18 protein-coding genes and 1 pseudogene are annotated in these 20,051 nt (G+C 57.0%); 11 read left to right on the top strand and 8 right to left on the bottom strand.

Going from position 1 to position 20,051, the window contains the following annotated elements; genetic code table 11:
• Positions 1-139 precede the first annotated feature (139 nt).
• Positions 140-1,342, bottom strand: coding sequence for an MFS transporter (locus tag ACMGGH_RS06435; RefSeq protein WP_028015089.1), 1,203 nt, complete (start codon positions 1,340-1,342; stop codon positions 140-142).
• A 236-nt stretch (positions 1,343-1,578) separates the two neighbouring features.
• Positions 1,579-2,121, bottom strand: coding sequence for a lipase (locus ACMGGH_RS06430; RefSeq protein WP_420299083.1), 543 nt, complete (start codon positions 2,119-2,121; stop codon positions 1,579-1,581).
• 160 nt (positions 2,122-2,281) lie between these two features.
• On the opposite strand from ACMGGH_RS06430, the gene tag reads away from it, so the two are divergent.
• Together tag and ACMGGH_RS06420 are read left to right on the top strand one after the other, a co-directional pair.
• A complete protein-coding gene (gene tag / locus ACMGGH_RS06425; protein ID WP_232949176.1) occupies positions 2,282-2,863 on the top strand; it encodes a DNA-3-methyladenine glycosylase I in 582 nt (193 codons plus the stop codon).
• Positions 2,841-3,287: an N-acetyltransferase gene (locus ACMGGH_RS06420; RefSeq protein WP_028015086.1), complete on the top strand. Its 447-nt coding sequence runs from the start codon at positions 2,841-2,843 to the stop codon at positions 3,285-3,287. Before tag ends, ACMGGH_RS06420 begins: the two co-directional genes overlap by 23 nt.
• Here the strand turns inward: ACMGGH_RS06420 and ACMGGH_RS06415 are convergent.
• On the bottom strand, positions 3,250-5,529 hold the full coding sequence (locus tag ACMGGH_RS06415; RefSeq protein WP_232949178.1) for a molybdopterin guanine dinucleotide-containing S/N-oxide reductase: 2,280 nt from the start codon (positions 5,527-5,529) through the stop codon (positions 3,250-3,252). The two genes, ACMGGH_RS06420 and ACMGGH_RS06415, sit on opposite strands and share 38 nt — an antisense overlap.
• 211 nt (positions 5,530-5,740) lie before the next feature.
• On the opposite strand from ACMGGH_RS06415, the gene ACMGGH_RS06410 reads away from it, so the two are divergent.
• The 6 genes from ACMGGH_RS06410 (at position 5,741) to ghrB (ending at position 11,728) form a co-directional block, all read left to right on the top strand.
• Entirely contained in the window at positions 5,741-6,403 is a 663-nt protein-coding gene (locus tag ACMGGH_RS06410; RefSeq protein ID WP_008502762.1) for an OmpA family lipoprotein, read from the top strand.
• A gap of 114 nt (positions 6,404-6,517) precedes the next feature.
• Positions 6,518-7,534 carry a LacI family DNA-binding transcriptional regulator gene (locus ACMGGH_RS06405; RefSeq protein ID WP_028015084.1) on the top strand — a complete coding sequence of 339 codons (1,017 nt, stop codon included), beginning with the start codon at positions 6,518-6,520 and terminating at the stop codon, positions 7,532-7,534.
• A 103-nt stretch (positions 7,535-7,637) separates the two neighbouring features.
• The gene (locus ACMGGH_RS06400; RefSeq protein ID WP_045260017.1) at positions 7,638-8,387 is read left to right on the top strand and encodes a sugar phosphate isomerase/epimerase family protein; all 750 of its coding nucleotides are present in this window, start codon (positions 7,638-7,640) and stop codon (positions 8,385-8,387) included.
• Between the two features lie 3 nt (positions 8,388-8,390).
• Positions 8,391-9,329: a sugar kinase gene (locus ACMGGH_RS06395; protein ID WP_232949175.1), complete on the top strand. Its 939-nt coding sequence runs from the start codon at positions 8,391-8,393 to the stop codon at positions 9,327-9,329.
• A gap of 117 nt (positions 9,330-9,446) precedes the next feature.
• Positions 9,447-10,727, top strand: coding sequence for an MFS transporter (locus tag ACMGGH_RS06390; protein ID WP_028015081.1), 1,281 nt, complete (start codon positions 9,447-9,449; stop codon positions 10,725-10,727).
• Between the two features lie 26 nt (positions 10,728-10,753).
• On the top strand, positions 10,754-11,728 hold the full coding sequence (ghrB, locus tag ACMGGH_RS06385) for a glyoxylate/hydroxypyruvate reductase GhrB (RefSeq protein WP_047366950.1): 975 nt from the start codon (positions 10,754-10,756) through the stop codon (positions 11,726-11,728).
• A gap of 58 nt (positions 11,729-11,786) precedes the next feature.
• Here ghrB and cspE read toward each other — a convergent pair whose 3' ends face one another.
• Positions 11,787-11,999 carry an RNA chaperone/antiterminator CspA gene (cspE, locus tag ACMGGH_RS06380; RefSeq protein ID WP_003860775.1) on the bottom strand — a complete coding sequence of 71 codons (213 nt, stop codon included), beginning with the start codon at positions 11,997-11,999 and terminating at the stop codon, positions 11,787-11,789.
• Positions 12,000-12,246: 247 nt separating this feature from the next.
• Positions 12,247-12,957 (bottom strand): DUF3053 domain-containing protein, encoded by a 711-nt coding sequence (locus ACMGGH_RS06375; RefSeq protein ID WP_045260020.1) that lies wholly within the window; start codon positions 12,955-12,957, stop codon positions 12,247-12,249.
• Positions 12,958-13,288: 331 nt separating this feature from the next.
• Between ACMGGH_RS06375 and ACMGGH_RS06370 the strand changes: the two genes are divergently transcribed.
• Positions 13,289-13,576 (top strand): HTH-type transcriptional regulator, encoded by a 288-nt coding sequence (locus ACMGGH_RS06370; protein ID WP_028015078.1) that lies wholly within the window; start codon positions 13,289-13,291, stop codon positions 13,574-13,576.
• 38 nt (positions 13,577-13,614) lie between these two features.
• Here the strand turns inward: ACMGGH_RS06370 and ACMGGH_RS06365 are convergent, their stop codons facing one another.
• Together ACMGGH_RS06365 and ACMGGH_RS06360 are read right to left on the bottom strand one after the other, a co-directional pair.
• On the bottom strand, positions 13,615-15,234 hold the full coding sequence (locus tag ACMGGH_RS06365; protein WP_232949174.1) for an ABC-F family ATP-binding cassette domain-containing protein: 1,620 nt from the start codon (positions 15,232-15,234) through the stop codon (positions 13,615-13,617).
• Positions 15,235-15,538: 304 nt separating this feature from the next.
• Complete coding sequence (locus ACMGGH_RS06360; RefSeq protein ID WP_420299056.1) at positions 15,539-16,681, bottom strand: IS481 family transposase; 1,143 nt, start codon at positions 16,679-16,681, stop codon at positions 15,539-15,541.
• A gap of 686 nt (positions 16,682-17,367) precedes the next feature.
• Between ACMGGH_RS06360 and ACMGGH_RS06355 the strand changes: the two are divergent.
• Both ACMGGH_RS06355 and ACMGGH_RS06350 read left to right on the top strand, forming a co-directional pair.
• Positions 17,368-17,544, top strand: a pseudogene (locus ACMGGH_RS06355) (hypothetical protein); the annotation flags it as partial.
• On the top strand, positions 17,472-17,882 hold the full coding sequence (locus tag ACMGGH_RS06350) for a hypothetical protein (protein ID WP_305043626.1): 411 nt from the start codon (positions 17,472-17,474) through the stop codon (positions 17,880-17,882). The pseudogene ACMGGH_RS06355 and the gene ACMGGH_RS06350, both read left to right, overlap by 73 nt.
• Positions 17,883-17,975: 93 nt before the next feature.
• On the opposite strand, the gene glyS is transcribed toward ACMGGH_RS06350, so the two are convergent.
• Entirely contained in the window at positions 17,976-20,045 is a 2,070-nt protein-coding gene (gene glyS, locus ACMGGH_RS06345) for a glycine--tRNA ligase subunit beta (RefSeq protein ID WP_232949092.1), read from the bottom strand.
• Positions 20,046-20,051: the final 6 nt, after the last annotated feature.

Below are 20,051 nucleotides of genomic sequence, written 5' to 3'. Positions count from 1 at the left end.
TACAAGCGCGATAAGTAGACCACAGCGGGAAAGAAAAGTGGCAGCAGAGAATGTGATCGAGGAAATTTTTTACAAAATAACAAGTCCGGAAGTGATGTTGAGATAAAAAAAAGAGGCCCTGAGGCCCCTTTTCATCGAATCATGCATGCGCTTCTTTATACACCTCGCGCTGCGGCTGACGAATCGTTGTGGACAGCGCCAGCGAGATAATCAGCAAGGCAAATATCACGCAGAAGGTTACGTAGAAGCCACCGAACAGCGAGGCAATCAGCGACCCGCAGATACTGCCGATACCGAAGCCGAGATAAATGACGCCGTAGTTTTTCGCCAGATTGTTGAGGCCGAAGAACTCGCTTACCAGCGACGGGAAAACGGTAATGGTGCCGCCGAAGTTAAAGGCGACGCAGGCAATCGCCGCAAAGAAGGTCGCCTCGTTCAGCGGTGCAAACAGCAGCGCCGCCATGCCCACCAGAGAGATGACCTGCCCCAGCGTAATCACGCGGATGCGGGCGATTTTGTCAGACAGGATACCGAGCACCAGACGACCCGAGAGGTTAGCAATGGAGATGACCGTCACCGCATTCGCCGCCGTCGCCGCATCCAGTTTTACCATCCCCTGCGCGATATCTTTCGCCACGCCAATAACATACAGACCGCTCATGCAGGCCGTCAGGAACATCACCGCCAGCATCCAGTACTGCGGTTTACGCATGGACTGCGCGAGGGTGAAATCGTTCTCCACCACGCCGTTAACGGATTTCACTTCCTGCTGCGGGGCATCTTTCATCAGCGTGGCGCCAAACAGAATCATCACCAGGACAATAGCCCCCCAGATCATGAACGTTTTTTCGAGGCCAACGGACGCCAGCAGTTGAGAGTCGATAAATTTAAAGCCAAGGCTGCCCAGGCCATAGGAGCCGATAGCAAACGCGGAGATTAAGCCTTTACGCTCCGGGAACCACTTCACGCAGTTCGACAGCGTCAGCAGGTAACCTGCGCCGTCCGCCAGCCCCACCAGCACGCCGGCGCTCAGCCACAGCATCATCAGGTTGCTGGAATGCGCCGTCAGGAAAAAGCCCAGGCCCAGCAGAATGCCGGAGGCCATGGTCACGCGCTTCACGCCGAAGCGTTCCTGAAGTTTGCCCGCCACGGAAGAGGAAATCGCTAATCCAAGACTCAGTAAGCCGAAGGAGAATGCCACCTGGCTTATCGGCGCGCCGAGCTTATCAGACAAGGCGCTGTTAAACAGACTCCAGGTATAGACCGAACCCAGTGCGAACTGGGTGATGATGGTGCCGAATAGCGTCAGCCAGCGCGTGCGGTTATAGGTTGAGGTGTTCATGGCAGTATCCTGCAAGAGAAATTAAGGAAATTCGCTGAGGACACGATAAACAAAACCCCAAAACGCCAGGGGTAAAACGGCATGAAATGCAGGAGAAACGGAATGAAATGCCTGGAAGCGGGAATGAACGACCTTGCCGGAGAAGAAAACGTTTAAAGGTGAGTGACCACTATCACCACAACCCTCGCCGTTATTGTATTAAATATGTTACCGCAGCGTTTAAAAAAGTAACAACCCTAAAATTTGGCGCTTAAGCCCAGGGTATACAAATATTCTTCTTCCGACTGCTGGTTGTAGCTGATCTTCGCCCAGGGGTGTAAATCGCCGTACTGGGTATCAACACGCCACCCCAGCGAGTTCACGCTGGCATGCCAGAGGGGTTCGGTAAGCGACTGCGCGGTGGTTGTATCACTAAACGTATTTACCGTTGAGGGTGGAGTGCCATCTGTGCGCCACGCCATGACCGGCCCGGTTGTGATATGCCCCGCCACGGGAAAATTCCAGCCAACGCTCAGAACGGTTTCCGCATCCGAACCGGATGGGTCGTTCAGCGCAAAGCCCGCAGCATTCTGCGAATGGTTAATACGCTCCGCGAGAATATCTTCATAACGAGGTTGGTGATCGGCGTCCCATGTATAGCGTTCTGTCGTATTACTTTGTGCATCTGAAACGATATATTCCTGTTTCCACGCAAAAGCGGTGTTACATATAAGCAGGCAGGCTGAAACGCCCACCAGGCCAGAAGCAGCATGGCGACCACTGATTTTTTTTATCATCATCAAAGCGACTCCAGAAAGAGCCGAGTTCGGCGATATATGTCATTGTTCGAAGAGGTATTGGGGCATATAGCCCTGTATTAACTATTGTCTCTTTAGCAGACACGTCAAGCCGGGCAGATTGAAATTTTTGCGTTTATCGTATCAGGAAGGGAGATGACCTATGCAACGTTGCGGTTGGGTAAGCCAGGATCAGCTTTATATCGATTATCACGACAAGGAATGGGGCGTACCGGAGACCGACGGTGAAAAACTGTTTGAAATGATTTGCCTTGAAGGCCAGCAGGCCGGTCTGTCGTGGATCACCGTTCTGAAAAAGCGTGAGAACTACCGCAATGCCTTCCACCAGTTCAATCCGACTGCGGTAGCCGCCATGACCGACGACGACGTGGAAAGGCTGGTTCTGAATCCCGGTATCATCCGCCATCGCGGTAAAATTCAGGCCATTATCGGTAACGCGCGGGCTTATCTGGCGATGGAGCAAAACGGCGAACCCTTCTCAGCATTTGTCTGGTCGTTTGTGGATAACGAGCCGAAGGTGACGCGGGCCGCCACGCTTGCAGAGATCCCAACCTCGACCCCTGCCTCGGATGCCCTGTCGAAAGCGCTGAAAAAACGCGGCTTCAAGTTTGTGGGCACCACCATCTGTTACTCCTTTATGCAAGCCTGCGGGCTGGTCAATGATCATATTACGGGCTGCATCTGCCACCCGGAGGGCAACCATGATCCGCAAATGGCACAGTGAGAATACCGCTCAGCTCCTGAGACTGTGGCTTGAGAGCACCACCGAGGCGCATCCGTTTATCGACGCCGACTACTGGAAAGCGAACGAAGCGCTGGTGCGGGATGAATACCTTCCCGCCGCCGAAACCTGGGTCTGGGAGGAGAACGGCACGCCGCGCGGTTTTATCAGCGTCATACAGTCGCAGTTTGTAGGGGCGCTGTTCGTTACGCCAGCGTATATCGGAAAAGGCATCGGGCGCGCGCTGCTGAACCATGTTCAACAGCGCTTCCCGCACTTAACCCTGGAGGTGTATCAGAAAAACGTCCGGGCGGTGAATTTCTACCATGCTCAGGGCTTTCGCATTGAAGACAGCGCCTGGCAGGATGATACCCAGCACCCGACGTGGATCATGAGCTGGCAGGCGGATCAAACGCCGTTAAGGTAAGCGCCGGGCCCTGATATTTCTCGACCCAGGCCAGCGCCGTGTTCCCTGCGCAACCATTCCCCAGCTTCGAGCTGGGGAGATCTTTGGTCAGCACGTTAACCGCCCCGTTTTTACAGATCCCACCTTCGGTGGGCTCAAGGTCGGGCCAGGCTCCCTGATGAATACAGATCACGCCTGGCTTAATCCCGTCGCTGACCACCGCCCCTGCCAGCACCTGTCCACGCTGGTTCCAGACGCGCACCACGTCACCGTCCGCAATCCCACGCGCTTTGGCGTCTAAAGTATTGAGCGTAATTGGCTCCCGCCCGGCGACCGCATACTGCTCGCGCAGAGAGGTGTAATTAAGCTGACTGTGCAGACGATGCGCCGGATGGGCAGACAGCACCTGCAGCTGCTCCGGCTGAGCGTTGCCGTGCCACTCGTCCGGCTCCAGCCACGAAGGGTGTGGCGGACAATCGGCATATCCAAAGCTGGCGATGCGCTCGCTGTAGATCACAATCTTGCCGCTCTCGGTTTTCAGCGGATGGTTTTCCGGGTCGCGACGGAAATCGGCGAAACGGACAAATCGGGCGTTCTGTTCGCTTTCCGGCATTTCGAGAATCTGGTTCGCCTCCCAGAATTCAGCAAATGGCGGAAGCGTCACGCCCTGCGCCGCACCACGCTGTCCGGCGATCTGGTAGAAACTCTCCAGCCACTGCAGGTCATTTTTCCCTTCGGTAAAGCGTTCGCGACCACCCGCTTCCCAGAGCTCGCTCAGTTCAGCAAACACGTCAAAATCATCACGCGCTTCATCACGCGGGGCCACCACGCGCTTCATCGGCACCATATGCTGGTTGCTGTAATCGCCGGTCATGGTGAGATCGTTACGCTCAAACGACGTGGTCGCGGGCAGTACGATATCGGCATGTTTGGCCGAGGCGGTCCAGAAGCACTCGGAAATCACCACTAGCTCCGGCTTTTGCCAGGCGCGGATCAGGCGATTGGTATCCTGATGGTGCGTGAAGTTTGCCCCGCCCGCCCACCAGACAAACTTAATGTCCGGGAAGTGGCGGTCCAGACCGTTATGCTGATAAAAACCGCCCGGGTTTTCCAGAGCTTCAACGATTCGTGCCACCGGGATTTTATCCACGGCATCCACGCCGCCCTGCACCGAGCCTTGCAGGGACGCCAGCACCGCCGCTTTACGCGTTGGGTTACCGCCGTTCGCAAAGTGGTAGGAAAGACCAAAACCGCCGCCCGGCGTACCAATCTGTCCTAGCATCGCGGCAAGCGTCACCAGCATCCAGTGTTTCTGCTCGCCGAACTGCTGGCGCTGCATCCCCCAGCCGGACATTAACATCGTGGTATTTTTATGGAACAGTGCCGCCAGTTCGCGGATTTTAGCGGCTGGAACGCCACAAATTTCCGCGGCCCACTCTGCCGTTTTCACTACCCCATCAGATTCGCCCGTCAGGTAGTCGGTGAATTTGTTGAAGCCGGATGTACACCGGGCGAGGAAATCGCGGTCGTGCCAGCCGTTCTCCACCAGCGTATGGGCGATACCCAGCATCATCGCCACGTCGGTGCCCATATGAGGAGCAATCCACTCGGCGCTGTCGCCGAAGAAATCCATGGTTTCAGAACGCATCGGATCAATGCAGATGATGCGTTTGCCGCTTTTGCGCAGCGCGTCGAAATACCCAATCCCCTGCTCGTCGCTGGCATTCCAGGCAATTTTCAGCGTGTTCAGCGGGTTGGCGCTCCACAGCACCACCACGTCGGTGTGCTGCAGCACCAGCGGCCAGCTGGTCTGCTGCTGGTACACTTCGTTTCCTCCCACGACGTACGGCATGATCGCCTGCGCCGCGCCGGTCGAATAGTCTCCCAGATGACCGGTATAGCCCCCGGCCAGGCTCATGTAGCGCTGCAGCAGGGTCGAGGCCTTGTGCAGCACGCCGTTCGAGCGCCAGCCATAGGAGCCGGCAAAAATGGACGATGGGCCATAGCTGTCGCGAATGCGCTTATGCTGCGTATGGATCAGCGCCAGCGCATCGTCCCAGCTCACGCGAACAAACTCATCCTGACCACGGATCCCCTGCGGCTTATCCGGCGAGGCCAGAAAACCTTTGCGCACCATCGGCCAGCGCACGCGCGTTTTGCTGTGCACCTGATCGCGTACGACGGTCTGTAACGAATTGGGATGTTGTGTTGGCAGTGCCCCACGGGACGACAGAACATTTTCGCCATCGGTTTCGACCAGCATCGGCCCCCAGTGGGCGGCGGTCAGAATGGTTTTTGTTGAGGTGCTCAAGCGTGCGCTCCTGGTTGCGTGCAGGTTTACGGCCTTCTCGTTGAGGCCGTTTATGGTTTGTCACAAATTTCAGAGTTATACCCGGAATTTTCTCCGTATCTGGACGTCATAATCAACTGCCACGCTCGCCGTGGCAAAGAATAAAAAGGATTAAGGAAAGAAGATGAAAAAACGCGTACTCGTTATTGCCGCTCTGGTGAGCGGTGCACTGGCTGTTTCAGGCTGCACAACCAACCCTTACACCGGTGAGCGCGAAGCGGGTAAATCCGGCATTGGCGCAGGTATCGGCTCGCTGGTCGGCGCAGGCGTTGGGGCACTCTCCTCCTCCAAGAAAGACCGCGGCAAAGGTGCGCTGATTGGCGCAGCGGCAGGTGCGGCGCTGGGCGGCGGCGTCGGTTATTACATGGACGTGCAGGAAGCGAAACTGCGCGACAAAATGAAGGGAACCGGCGTGAGTGTCACCCGCAGCGGCGATAACATCATCCTGAACATGCCGAACAACGTGACCTTTGACAGCAGCAGCGCCACGCTGAAACCTGCGGGCGCGAACACCCTGACCGGCGTGGCGATGGTGCTGAAAGAGTACAACAAGACCGCCGTGAACGTGATTGGCTACACCGACAGCACCGGCAGCCAGGATCTGAACATGCGTCTGTCTCAGCAGCGTGCCGATTCCGTGGCCAGCTCCCTGATAACCCAGGGCGTTGAAGCAAACCGCATCCGCACCAGCGGCATGGGCCCTGCCAATCCTATCGCCAGCAACAGCACGGCGGAAGGTAAAGCGCAAAACCGTCGCGTAGAGATTACGTTGAGCCCGATTCAGTAATCCCCGAGGGAGAGGGCCTGGGTGAGGGCAACAGACCGCACACCCCGGCATGAACCACTTGCCATCGTTGATTTTCCCGCTAAGGTATTCTCACTAAATTCAGGGAAATCAGCGATGAGCAAACCAGCCCGGGCCACCATCAGCGACGTGGCGAAAGCCGCCAAAACCGGTAAAACCAGCATTTCGCGCTACCTTAACGGCGAGAAACATCTGCTGTCCGACGCATTGCTGGCGCGTATTGAACAGGCCATTGCCGATCTCGACTATCGTCCCAGCCTGATGGCGCGCGGGCTCAAACGCGGTCGCACCCGTTTGATCGGCCTTATTATCGCCGATATCACCAACCCCTACTCCGTCAACGTCCTCAGCGGTATCGAGGCCGCCTGCCGCGAGAAGGGCTTCACGCCGCTGGTCTGTAATACCAACAACGAAGTCGACCAGGAGCTGCACTACCTCGATCTGCTGCGCAGCTACCAGGTGGAAGGGATTGTGGTTAACGCAGTAGGCATGCGTGAAGAGGGCCTGAACCGCCTGCAGCAGTCCTCCCTGCCCATGGTCCTCATCGACCGTAAAATCCCGGAATTCGCCTGCGATGTCGTCGGGCTGGATAACACCCAGGCAGCCACAACCGCGACCGAGCACCTGATCGAACAGGGCTTCGAAGCGATTCTTTTCCTGAGCGAACCCCTGGGCATGGTAAATACCCGACGCGACCGCCTGGCGGCATTTCGCGCCACGCTTGCGCGTTATCCCGGAGCGATCGCCGAAAATGCCGAAACACCGCTTCACGAAGCCGACCAGATCGACAACACCCTGCGCCAGTTCCATACCCGCCATCGCGGGATGCGCAAAGCCGTTATTTCCGCCAACGGGGCGCTGACGCTTCAGGTCGCCCGCTCGCTCAAGCGCATTGGCCTGCACTGGGGCAGCGATATCGGTCTGCTGGGCTTTGATGAGCTGGAGTGGGCGGAGCTCGCTGGCGTGGGTATTACGACCCTTAAACAACCCACCTGGCAGATTGGCTATGCCGCTGTAGAACAAGTGATTCGTCGTATTGAAGGCACCCGCGATGCCGTACGCGAGCAGGTCTTCTCCGGCGAGCTGATCGTTCGCGGCTCCACCGCCCGTTAATTCCCCCTTGTGATAGCGATCATAAATTCGACATCCTGATCTTTTCTTTGGAACCGGTTCCATCTAGCGTAATAGTATTGATATGTTGCGATGGAGTCCGAAGATGGGCAGGAAAATCATGGTGGTCACCGCCGCGTATGGCGCGGAACAGGTGCGACAGGCAGGCGGTCAGCGGGCGATGCTCCCCGTTATTGCAGGCGCAGGGGCAGACGGCGTGGAGATCCGCCGCGAACTGTTTAACAGCGAAGAGCTGCTGGCGCTGCCTGCACTGAGCGAATCCATCGAGCTAATGGGTCTGCTGGCGTGCTACTCCGCGCCCGCCGCCCTGTTTATGCCCGACGGCACCCTTAACCCGGACCTGCCCCGCTATCTCTCTGAGGCCAACACCCTTAACGCCCTGTGGCTGAAGGTTTCTCTCGGCCATTTCAGCGACACACAGCCTCTCGACGCCCTGCGCGCCCTGCTGAATGCCAGCGGTATGGCGCTTGTTGTGGAGAACGATCAGACCGACTGCGGGCAGCTCGCGCCCATGCGGCGCTTCCAGGCCGCCTGTCGGGAAATGGCGTTGCCCGTCACGCTGACCTTCGACATGGGCAACTGGCTGTGGGTCGGCGACTCCCCCGAAGAGGCCGCGCGTCACCTGGCCCCTGCGGTGAGCTATATCCACGTTAAAGCCGCCGTTCCGCATAAAGATAACTTCCGCGCCGTGGCGCCGGACCGCGCAGACGCGCGCTGGCTGGATCTGCTCGGCCAGCTGCCTGCAGATGCTCCGCGCGGTATTGAGTTCCCGCTGGAAGGGGCGGATTTAACCGCCGTTACCCGTCATTACGTCAACCTGCTGCGCGAGGAGTAAATCATGCACAAAACGCTGGATGCCATCACGATCGGCGAGGCTATGGCGATGTTTGTCGCGACCGAAACGGGCGAACTGAGCACGGTTGAGCACTTTATCAAACGCGTAGCGGGCGCAGAGCTGAATGTCGCGACCGGCCTGGTGCGTCTCGGTCTGAACGTCGGCTGGGTCAGCCGCGTGGGGGATGACAGCTTTGGCCATTTCGTTCTCGACTCGCTGAAAAAAGAGAATATTGACGCCGCAGGCGTCACCCTGGACGGACGCTTTCCTACCGGCTTTCAGCTTAAATCTAAAGTCGAGAATGGAACCGATCCCATCGTGGAGTATTTCCGCAAAGGTTCGGCGGCAAGCCATCTCTCAACGGAAGATTACCACGCCGGCTATTTTGCCTCCGCGCGCCATCTGCACCTGAGCGGCGTGGCGGCGGCGCTCTCTGACAGTTCCTATGAACTGCTGGACCATGCGGCAACGACCATGAAGTCGCTGGGCAAAACGATCTCTTTCGATCCGAATTTGCGCCCGGTGCTGTGGAAAAGCGAAGCGGAAATGGTCGAGAAGCTGAACCGCCTTGCGTTCCAGGCGGACTGGGTTCTGCCGGGCCTGAAGGAGGGGATGATTCTGACGGGTGAAAATACGCCGGAAGGCATTGCTGATTTCTATCTGAGTCAAGGGGTAAAAGCGGTGGTGCTGAAGACCGGTGCCGATGGTGCATGGTTCAAAACGGCAGACGGCGAACAGGGCGCGGTCGCGGCGGTGAAGGTTGAGAACGTTGTCGACACCGTCGGCGCGGGCGATGGCTTTGCCGTAGGCGTCATTAGCGCCCTGCTGGAAGGCAAACCGCTGCAGCAGGCCGTCGCGCGGGGCAATAAGATTGGCTCGCTGGCGATTCAGGTGCAGGGCGACAGCGAAGGATTGCCAACGCGAGCAGAGCTCGGCGTTTAAATTCCCTCTCCCTGTGGGAGAGGGCCAGGGTGAGGGCAGCATGCCACACCAAATAATTAAGCCACCGTGTACCCTACAGTCAACGGCGGTAACAACCTCAACAACAGAGGCAAGCCTATGAACAGTTCGACCAATGCAGTAAAACGCTGGTGGTACATCATGCCAATCGTGTTTATCACGTACAGCCTGGCGTACCTCGATCGTGCCAACTTCAGCTTCGCGTCCGCGGCGGGGATCACCGAAGACCTCGGCATCACCAAAGGTATTTCATCCCTGCTGGGTGCCCTTTTCTTCCTGGGCTACTTCTTCTTCCAGATCCCCGGCGCGATTTACGCGGAACGCCGCAGCGTGCGTAAGCTGATCTTCATCTGTCTGATCCTGTGGGGCGCCTGCGCGTCACTGACCGGCGTGGTGAACAATATTCCTGCTCTGGCGGCCATTCGCTTTATCCTCGGCGTCGTTGAGGCAGCGGTCATGCCGGCGATGCTGATTTACATAAGCAACTGGTTTACCAAATCTGAACGTTCACGCGCGAATACCTTCCTGATCCTCGGTAACCCGGTCACCGTACTATGGATGTCGGTAGTCTCCGGCTACCTGATCCAGTCCTTCGGCTGGCGCGAGATGTTTATCATCGAAGGGGTACCCGCAATTATCTGGGCATTCTGCTGGTGGGTGCTGGTAAAAGATAAGCCTGCCCAGGCGAAGTGGCTTTCCGAAGATGAAAAAGCCGCGCTGCAGGCGCAACTGGATAAAGAGCAGCAGGGGCTGAAGGCGGTACGCAACTACGGCGAAGCGTTCCGCTCCCGCAACGTTATCCTGCTCTGCGCGCAGTACTTTACCTGGAGTATCGGCGTGTACGGGTTTGTGCTGTGGCTGCCGTCGATTATCCGCAGCGGCGGCGAGAACCTCGGCATGGTGGAAGTGGGCTGGCTCTCTTCCGTACCGTATCTCGCAGCGACCATCGCGATGATCGTTGTCTCCTGGGCGTCGGACAAGCTGCAAAACCGCAAGCTGTTCGTCTGGCCGCTGCTGCTGATTGCCGCTTTCGCCTTCATCGGCTCGTGGGCGGTGGGCGCGAATCACTTCTGGGCCTCTTATACCCTGCTGGTGATTGCCGGTGCCGCCATGTACGCCCCGTACGGTCCGTTTTTTGCCATCATCCCGGAAATGCTGCCGCGTAACGTCGCGGGCGGTGCAATGGCATTGATTAACAGTATGGGCGCGCTGGGGTCGTTCTGCGGATCCTGGTTCGTCGGCTATCTGAACGGTGTGACCGGCAGCCCATCCGCGTCGTACATCTTTATGGGGGTAGCGCTTTTCGCCTCCGTGTGGCTTACTTTGATTGTTAAGCCTGCTAATAATCAACAGCACCTCGTCGGCGCACGCCACGCCTGAATCCTTAAAAATCAACGGAGATTAGCATGAAGCCGTCCGTCATTTTGTATAAAGCTCTGCCGGAAGATCTGCAGAAACGCCTGGAAGAACACTTCACCGTTACGCAGGTGAAGAACCTGAGCCCGGAGACCGTGGCGCAGCATGCCGATGCGTTCGCCAGCGCCGAAGGCCTGCTGGGTTCAAGCGAAAAAGTGGATGTCGCCCTGCTGGAGAAAATGCCGAAGCTTCGTGCTACCTCAACCGTTTCCGTGGGTTATGACAATTTCGACGTGGATGCTCTGAACGCCCGTAAAATCCTGCTGATGCACACGCCACATGCCCTGACGGAAACCGTGGCAGATACGCTGATGGCGCTGGTGCTCAGCACGGCCCGTCGCGTGGTGGAAGTGGCCGAGCGTGTGAAAGCCGGCGAATGGACGAAAAGCATTGGGCCGGACTGGTTCGGCGTGGATGTGCATGGCAAAACGCTGGGCATCGTGGGTATGGGGCGTATCGGGCTGGCGCTGGCGCAGCGCGCGCATTTCGGCTTCAACATGCCGATTCTGTATAACGCGCGCCGTCATCACAGTGAAGCAGAAGAACGCTTCAACGCGCGTTACTGCGAGCTGGATACGCTGCTGCAGGAAGCCGATTTTGTTTGCCTGATCCTGCCGCTGACGGATGAAACGCGCCATCTGATTGGCAAATCCGCGTTTGAAAAAATGAAGAAGTCCGCCATCTTCATCAACGCGGGTCGCGGCCCGGTGGTGGATGAGCAGGCGCTGATTGAAGCGCTGCAAAACGGCGAGATCCACGCCGCGGGTCTGGACGTGTTTGAGCAGGAGCCGCTTCCGGTGGATTCCCCACTGCTGAGCATGCCAAACGTCGTCGCCCTGCCACACATCGGCTCTGCTACCCACGAGACGCGCTACAATATGGCGGCGACGGCAGTAGATAACCTGATAGCCGCGCTTGCTGGAAAAGTAGACAGGAACTGCGTTAACCCGCAGATCCAACAGTAGAAACGAAAAAACCCGCCAGAAGGCGGGTTTTTGAATTTTGTGCTACTGGGTTGGAAGCTTACAGGCTTACAACGTTACCAGCTGCTGGGCCTTTAGCGCCGCTTTCGATGGTGAAGGAAACTTTCTGACCTTCGTCCAGAGATTTGTAGCCATCGTTCTGGATAGCAGAGAAGTGTACGAACACGTCTTTAGAGCCATCGTCAGGAGTGATGAAGCCGAAACCTTTATCAGCGTTGAACCATTTAACCAGACCAGTCATTTTAGCAGACATAGAAATTACCTTATTAACAAATATATTGTGCCTTCCGGCTTGATGGATTGCGTTACAGATTTTTAAGCGATGAAGGAAGGGTCACTACGAAGGGTATCTATGGATAACAATCTGGACTGCTTTACTAAACTGCTTTAGGTCTGTGTAACAAACCGACGCGAACAGTTATACCGATGTGGTAGAGGAATGACAAGCGTTATTTTCTGAATGCCGAAAAAAAACCCCGCCTGAGGCGGGGTTTTTCGGTTTATTCTGTGGCAGCGACTGCTGCGCCCCACGCCTGGCTAAAGGCCTGGTGCTGGGCGGCCAGCGGCCCAATCAGCGTATTGTACTGACTTGCCTGCTGCGAGGTTGGGAACTGAATGCCGTTGGCAACAAAGCTCACCTGTGTCCCCTGCTGCGAGATGAAATCCCCGACCTGAACCAGCTGCTGAGTGAAGACCTGCGCGGCCGGAATCAGCGGTTGTATCGCTTCAGACGGTTTCGTCACTACTTTCTCATACACTTTATCGAAGACCGGTTTGAGATCCTCGCCCTGCTTCAGCGCAGAACGTGACGCGTCAGCCTGCATTTTCGCATTTTGCAGCTGCTGGCTCAGCACGCCGAGCGCACCATTGGACTGGCGCAGCGGCTCGCGCTGAGTCATATAATCCTGGGGAACACGGATGGCGTTCACGCTATCCACTACCGGGCGGATACCGGAGTCCATCGCCTGGCTCACCTGCTGTGAATACCCATAAAGAATGGCGTAATCGGACACAAAGGGGCCAAACTGTTTTTTCTGATCCGCAGTCAGCGTCGGCAACCGCTCGCCGCTGCGCATCACTGTATTCTGCAGAAAATCGATAAACGCTTTGCGCTGATCGCCTTCTTTATCAAAACACCCACTCAGGCTAACAACCATCAACAACGCCGCAATAGGCGCAAACCAGCGAGAGCAGGACTTTCCTGTCGCCATTTTATTACTCCTTTCACCCAAAAAAGCGCACACCGGCACACGCGTGCCCGACGCTGACAAGGATAGTCCAGGTCAGCCTTGCAAGATACTCTTTTCATGTAAAACGACTATTGCCGATTTATTTCTTACTATTTACAAAAAAATACCTGGCGAAGCCGACATATGGTTAATCAGGGAATTAGCATAACTATCCGGATAGCTGAATCGCGTAAAGCGATCGTTACCGCACGATTAATCACAGCCGTGACGATCCTTGGTTTGTATTAGGGACTATTCTTAATTGGCTCTCTGATGTTCTTGATCACGATGTGAGATTTAAGAGGAGTTCTCAATGGAATATAAAGATCCTGAGTTTGAGCTGCTGAGCAGTCTGGAACAGATCGTTTTTAAAGATGTACCGCAGGCCATTACCCTGCAACAAAAATCCAATCCCTTTACAGAATATGAGCAATTGCGCAAAGGGACAGGACTGAAAACTGAAGAATTCGCCAGAGCGATGGGTGTCAGCGTGGCTATGGTGCTGGAGTGGGAGTCAAAACGAGAGAAACCCACCCCAACCGAGTTAAAGCTGATGCGCCTGATTCAGGCCAACCCTGCACTCAGCAAACAGATAGCGTAGTAAAGTTTGAACGCCCCCGCCTCTGCGGGGGCTTGTGTTTAAAGGCTCTCGAAACGCCAGCCCGTCTCTTCCCACACCATCTCGTGCGTCAACGTTAACCCTTTTAAAAACGCATCATCGTGTGACACCACCAGCAGCGCGCCGGGGAAACCAGCCAGCGCCGCTTCAATAGCCTGCACTGAGGCCAGATCCAGATGGTTGGTCGGTTCATCCAGCAACAGGAGCTGCGTGGCCTCCCCGCGCCAAAGCACGCAGGCCAGCGCAGCCTTCAAACGCTCACCACCGCTCAGTTCCGCCAGCGGGAGCGAGACTTTGTCGGCCCCCAGCTGAAGCTGGGCTAAACGGGTGCGTAACATACCCTCTTCCAGGGGCGTATTGCCCAGGTTGAGGTGCGTCATGACCGACTGCGACAGATCGAGCCGGGAAAGATGCTGATCGAGATAAGCACAGCTGACCGACACCTTACAGGTTCCTGAGCGTGGACTAATGTCGCCGAGGATGGCTTTCAACAGCGTCGATTTCCCGCAGCCGTTCGGACCTTTTAGCGCCACCCGCATTGGCCCATCCATCCGCCAGCTAAGCGGAGGAACAGGCACATGCGGCAGCACCAGATCTTCCAGCACCAGCACCTGTTTACCTTCCGGGATCTGACTCCCCGGCAGGGTAAACATCACCGGGTTATTTTCTTCAACCCGCTCACGCGCCTTGTTTACCGCGGCATTCAGGGCTTCATTTTGCTCGCTGTGCTGTTTTTTCCAGGCGCCGATACGTTCCTTTGCCGCGCCTTTGTATTTGACGCGTTCAAACGACGCGATATTCAGGGTATCGACGGTGCGTAATGTTTTTGCCGAGCGCCGCTGGCTGTCGTCATGCTCTTTTTGCATACGAGCGCGGGTGCGTTTGCGCTCCGTGGCCGCATGTTCCAGCGCCGCGCGGGCCGCCTGCTGTTCGGCATCGCGCTGGGTTTGATAATCCGCATAATTCCCGCCGTAGCTGCGCAGGCCACCGCTGCTCAGCTCAAGAATACGCGGCACCTGCGCCAGCAGCTCACGGTCATGGGAGGCGACGAGCACGCCGCCCTGATAACGGGCAAGCTGGTCGTAGAACCACGCCCGTCCTTGTCGATCCAGATGGTTAGTCGGTTCGTCCAGCAGCAGGAAATCCGCTTCAGCCGTAAACGCCCCGCACAGCAGCGCGCGAATACGCTCGCCGCCGCTGAGCTCACCGGCTGGCTTATCTGGATCAAACGGCGGAAGTTTCGCCCGGACAAACGCCTCGCCAAGACGTTCAGCTAAATCCCAGAATCCATCAAGCATTTCCAGATCGTCAGGCTGGTAATCGCCGCTGTCGATACGCGCTCGCGCCGCGAAGATGGCCTCGTACCCGAGCAGCTCAGCCAGCGTCGTGTGCGGCAAAATGTCCTGCTGCTGAGCCACATAGACATGTGTTCCGGTACGTTCAATATGCCCGCTTGCAGGCTCATCAAGCCCCGCCAGCAGACGCAGCAGACGCGTTTTCCCGCTGCCGTTACGGCCAACCAGAGCGCACAGAGACGGCTCCAGAGAAAAACTCAGTGGACCAAAAAGGATATCGCCCGTCGCAAACTGACAGGTGACCTGATGCAAAATAAAAGAAGGGGACTGCGCAAAATGAGCCATAAGCACTCCTGAATGAAATCAAAACATCCCCTGCCCACGCTGTGGCGTTTAGCAAGGATCGAAATTCATCAGTCGTGTTTGTTCATTTTTGGGGGGCGCTCCAGAGCGAGAAATTTAACGGAGATAAGGATAGCGGTAATGGGTTGACCATTTCAAGGTTAAATTTTGGACGATTTGTACTCCCTCTCCCTTTGGGCTGAGGGATCCCCACCAAATATTGCTTGCACAGACGGCCCCCTCTCCCTTGAGGGTGTACAGTCCGGGGACATGGTAGACAGGTGTTCGGGGACATGGTGAACACTTTTTAACATCCTTTACCCATGGTGATCGACTTTTTCTTCAGGTCGATCACCCCCACTTTCGTGCTGTACCACCACACTTCATAGCAGCCGTCATCCTGCGTCTCCCTCAGCCCGACCCGTTCTCCCCTGAACGCCTTGCCTGCGCTCAGACTGACACCCTGTATGCTCAGCTTTCCGCTGACATCCACTTTCCTGACCTTCACCCCTTCATCGTATTCAGGTGGCGTTACGCTGCCGCTGTACTTCCGGGCAGACGGCTGATAACGCGAGGCCGGTACCGCCATATCCAGCGCCTCGTGCGGGCGTTCAAGGTTGTACACCGTGCGCCAGTGATCGAAAGCGCGCTGCAGCTCTCCGCTGTCCGCGAACCATTTTCCCTGCAGCACTTCCGCCTTCAGGCTGCGGTGAAAACGCTCCAGCTTGCCCTGCGTCTGCGGATGATAAGGCCGGGAGTGCCCCACCCGGATACCGTGGCGCATCAGCCACAGCTCCAGCGCCGTCCAGGTGCCGGTGGTGTCGCCCCACGGTGAGCCGTTGTCCATCGTCATCCTGTCCGGCAGGCCGTAGCGTTCAAACGCGCTGACCAGCTGCTGCTGCACGGTCTCGCGCCGTTCATCGGTACAGTGCGCCAGGCACAGGGAAAAACGGGAGTGGTCGTCCAGCAGGGTGAGCGGATGGCAGCGGCCACCGCCAAAGGGAAAGTGGCCCTTAAAATCCATCTGCCAGAGCCGGTTCGGCGCGTCATGTTCGAAGCGTCCCGTAGCCGGAACGCCCGGTGATGCGCCCGGCAGCAGACCGTGACGGGCCATCAGATTATGGACGGTGCTGAAGGCGGGCATACGGTGCCCCTGGTCTTCAAGCCAGCGCTTAATCTTGCGGGCGCCCCAGCGTTGATGACGGTCATGCGCCATGCGCAGCAGGGCCGTGATGTCGTCAGATGAGCGGTTCGGGGAATGATGAGGTGCGCGGGAGCGGTCCTGAAGACCGGAGGCACCTTCCTCAGCCCAGCGCTGAAGCCACTTGTAGCCGGTGGCAGGAGAAATGCCGAACTGACGGCAGAGGAAACGGATGTTCGCCCCGTCCTGCGAGGCGAACAGTACAAACTCGGTACGTAATGACATGGTATCTCTCGCATCCCAGGGCATAAGTGACTCCATAAACGGGTTCTTATGCCTCAGTTGTAAGTGTCTACCATGTCCCCGAACAAGTGTTCACTATGTCCCCGGACCGTACAGAGGGAGAGGGCTGGGGTGAGGGGAAGCATACGACTCTGGTGGTCATTCCGTTCACTTTATGTTCCTTGCTACTCTGTAACGACAATACCCGTGAACGTGCCAGGGTGGCTCAGTCGCCACCACCCTGGCTACCCGGGCTCCCGGCGGTAAATCGCCGCTACGCGGTACCTTCGGCTTATTCCTTCCGGCTTATCGGGGACGGGCGGAGGTAACATCCCTGTAAAGCCCGCCCTCTCGGCGCATCCATGCGCCTCGCCCCGGCCTGCAGGAAACGCCTCAGCGATTTACAGCCGGACCATAGCGTCGCTGTAAGACCTCTGCCCGCAGTATGCTTTTCATTGCGGTAATTTTGCGAGTCTCTTTCCAGAAATGGTAATATCCTCAGTGGCATAGCTCAAATCTATTGCCGCCTGTTTTGATGAGCAGTAAGTTCTCTTTGCACCTGCAAAATCAGGTGCCGGGTTTAGCATCCTGGCTTATCTTATCGGCGGCACATTATGTGCAGCATGCTTTGCTACATCTCAATGGTGGGCTGAGCAGGGGCATCGAAAGATGCGCCGGTATCCGATAAGGCCGGTAATGCTAACTCTGTTCAGTCCACCACCAGCGAAGTTAGCATTTCCGGTGGTGGAAGCTTTATCACTTATCGGAGGCTGCCAATATGGCTACTACCCCAACCCAAGCTCATTCTTTATTCACCCTGCCCTTCAACCACGCCACCGACTTCACCGAACAGGCGGATAACTGCGAACGTTTTACCGACGCACTGGTAGATTGCGAAGAACCCGCCCCAAAAATGGCGCTTTACGGCAGACTTTATGCCTGTCTGAATCTTCTGCAACCCACGCTTCTGGAACCTGTTCCGGACGCTTTAAAAGCCAGCCTGACCGTGAAGGAACTCCCGTCACGCGTTCCGGCTTTCGAACCCGAATGCGATCAGCTGGGGCGCTACTGTCAGGAGCTTACGCAGATGCTGATGAACGGCTCACTGTCGCGACAATCTGAAATCGTGATGGAAGATTTGCTGTGCGAGCTGGTCAGCTACTTTGCTGATACGCTGAAGGCACCGCGCTGGCTGCAGACAGACGAAGGCACAATCGCGATCGGCTAAACCTGCCGGATGGCGCTGCGCTTATCCGGTCTACAAAAGACCCATAAAAAAACCCGCCGAAGCGGGTTTTTAGCATTTGTTACAACGGGCACATTACTGCAACAGCGAAATATCCGCCACGCGCAGGAACAGCTCGCGCAGTTTTTCGAGCATGGAGAGACGGTTAATACGCAGTTCTTTATCTTCTACGTTCACCATCACTTTCTCGAAGAAGGCGTCGATCACGTCACGCAGCTCCGCCAGCTCCACCAGCGCTTCCTGGTAGCGACCTTCCGCGAAGTACGGCTCGAGCTTGTCGCGCAGCACCACAACCTGCATCGCCAGGGCGATCTCTTCCGGCTCTTTCAGCGTCGCGGCGTTTACGCGCTCGTTCAGCGTCTCGTCGGATTTCGCGAGGATGTTGGATACACGCTTGTTGGCCGCCGCCAGGGCAGATGCCGCTTCCAGCGTACGGAAGTGGGAAACCGCCTTCATACGCGCATCGAAATCAGCCGGACGGGTTGGACGACGCGCCAGCACCGCCTGAATGGTGTCGACAGTGTAACCTTCGTCTTGATACCACGCGCGGAAACGGCCGAGCATAAAGTCGATCACGTCATCCACAACGTTCGCGTTGGTCAGCTTGTCGCCGTACAGACGCACCGCTTCTTCGGTCAGGATCTGCAGATCAAGGTTCAGGTTCTTCTCAACGATGATGCGCAGCACGCCCAGCGCGGCACGACGCAGCGCAAACGGGTCTTTATCGCCTTTCGGATGCTGGCCGATGCCGAAGATACCCGCCAGGGTGTCCATCTTATCGGCAATCGCTACAGCGCAGGCAACCGGGTTGGACGGCAGATCGTCGCCCGCAAAGCGCGGCTGATACTGCTCGTTCAGAGCTACGGCCACGTCTTCCGCTTCGCCATCGTGACGCGCGTAGTGCATGCCCATTACGCCCTGGGTGTCGGTGAATTCGAACACCATGTTGGTCATCAGGTCGCATTTGGAGAGCAGGCCCGCGCGGGTCGCGTGGTTAACGTCGGCACCGATTTCACGGGCGATCCAGCCGGACAGCTCCGCGATACGGTCGGTTTTGTCGCGCAGCGTACCCAACTGCTGCTGGAACAGCACGGTCTGCAGGCGCGGCAGGTTATCTTCCAGACGCTTTTTACGGTCGGTATTGAAGAAGAACTCGGCATCCGCCAGACGCGGGCGCACCACTTTCTCGTTACCGGAGATAATCTGGCTTGGATCTTTCGATTCGATGTTCGCCACGAAGATGAAGTTTGGCAGCAGCTTGCCGTCGTTGGCGTAAACCGGGAAGTACTTCTGGTCACCCTTCATGGTGTAAACCAGCGCTTCTGCCGGAACGGCCAGGAATTTCTCTTCGAATTTCGCGGTCAGCACAACCGGCCATTCCACCAGAGAAGTGACCTCTTCCAGCAGGCTGTCGCTCAGGTCGGCATTACCGCCAATCTTACGCGCCGCTTCTTCCGCGTCCGCTTTAATTTTGGCTTTACGCTGTTCGTAGTCGGCAATCACTTTACCGCGCTCCAGCAGGATCTGCGGGTACTGGTCGGCATTGTCGATGGTGAACTCTGGCTCGCCCATAAAGCGGTGGCCGCGGATCACGCGATCGGACGCCACGCCCAGAATGGTCGCCGGGATAACGGTGTCGCCCAGCAGCAGGGTCACGGTGTGTACCGGACGCACGAAGTGTACGTCAGACGCGCCCCAGCGCATCAGCTTAGGAATCGGCAGCTTCGCCAGAGAAGTGGCGATCATGTTTGGCAGCAGCGCTTCCGCGCTTTCGCCTTTCACGTGGGCACGATACAGCAGCCATTCGCCTTTATCGGTGGTCAGACGTTCAGCCTGATCGACGGTGATGCCGCAGCCGCGCGCCCAGCCTTCGGCAGCCTTGCTTGGCTTGCCTTCCGCGTCAAACGCCTGGGCAATCGCCGGGCCACGTTTTTCAACTTCACGATCCGGCTGAGACGCCGCCAGATTTGCCACTTTCAGCGCCAGACGACGCGGTGCAGCAAACCACTCAATTTTACCGTGCGCCAGGCCAGCGTTATCCAGCTCGGCGGTCACGTTCGCAGCAAAAGATTCAGCCAGGCTGCGCAGGGCTTTTGGTGGCAGCTCTTCGGTGCCGATTTCCACCAGGAAAGTTTTCTCAGACATGGCCGC

Source organism: Enterobacter sp. BNK-16 (genome assembly GCF_048684955.1).
GTDB lineage: Bacteria > Pseudomonadota > Gammaproteobacteria > Enterobacterales > Enterobacteriaceae > Enterobacter > Enterobacter bugandensis.
The sequence above is the reverse complement of the archived record's forward strand: the minus strand, read 5'-3'. Positions and strand labels throughout refer to the sequence as shown.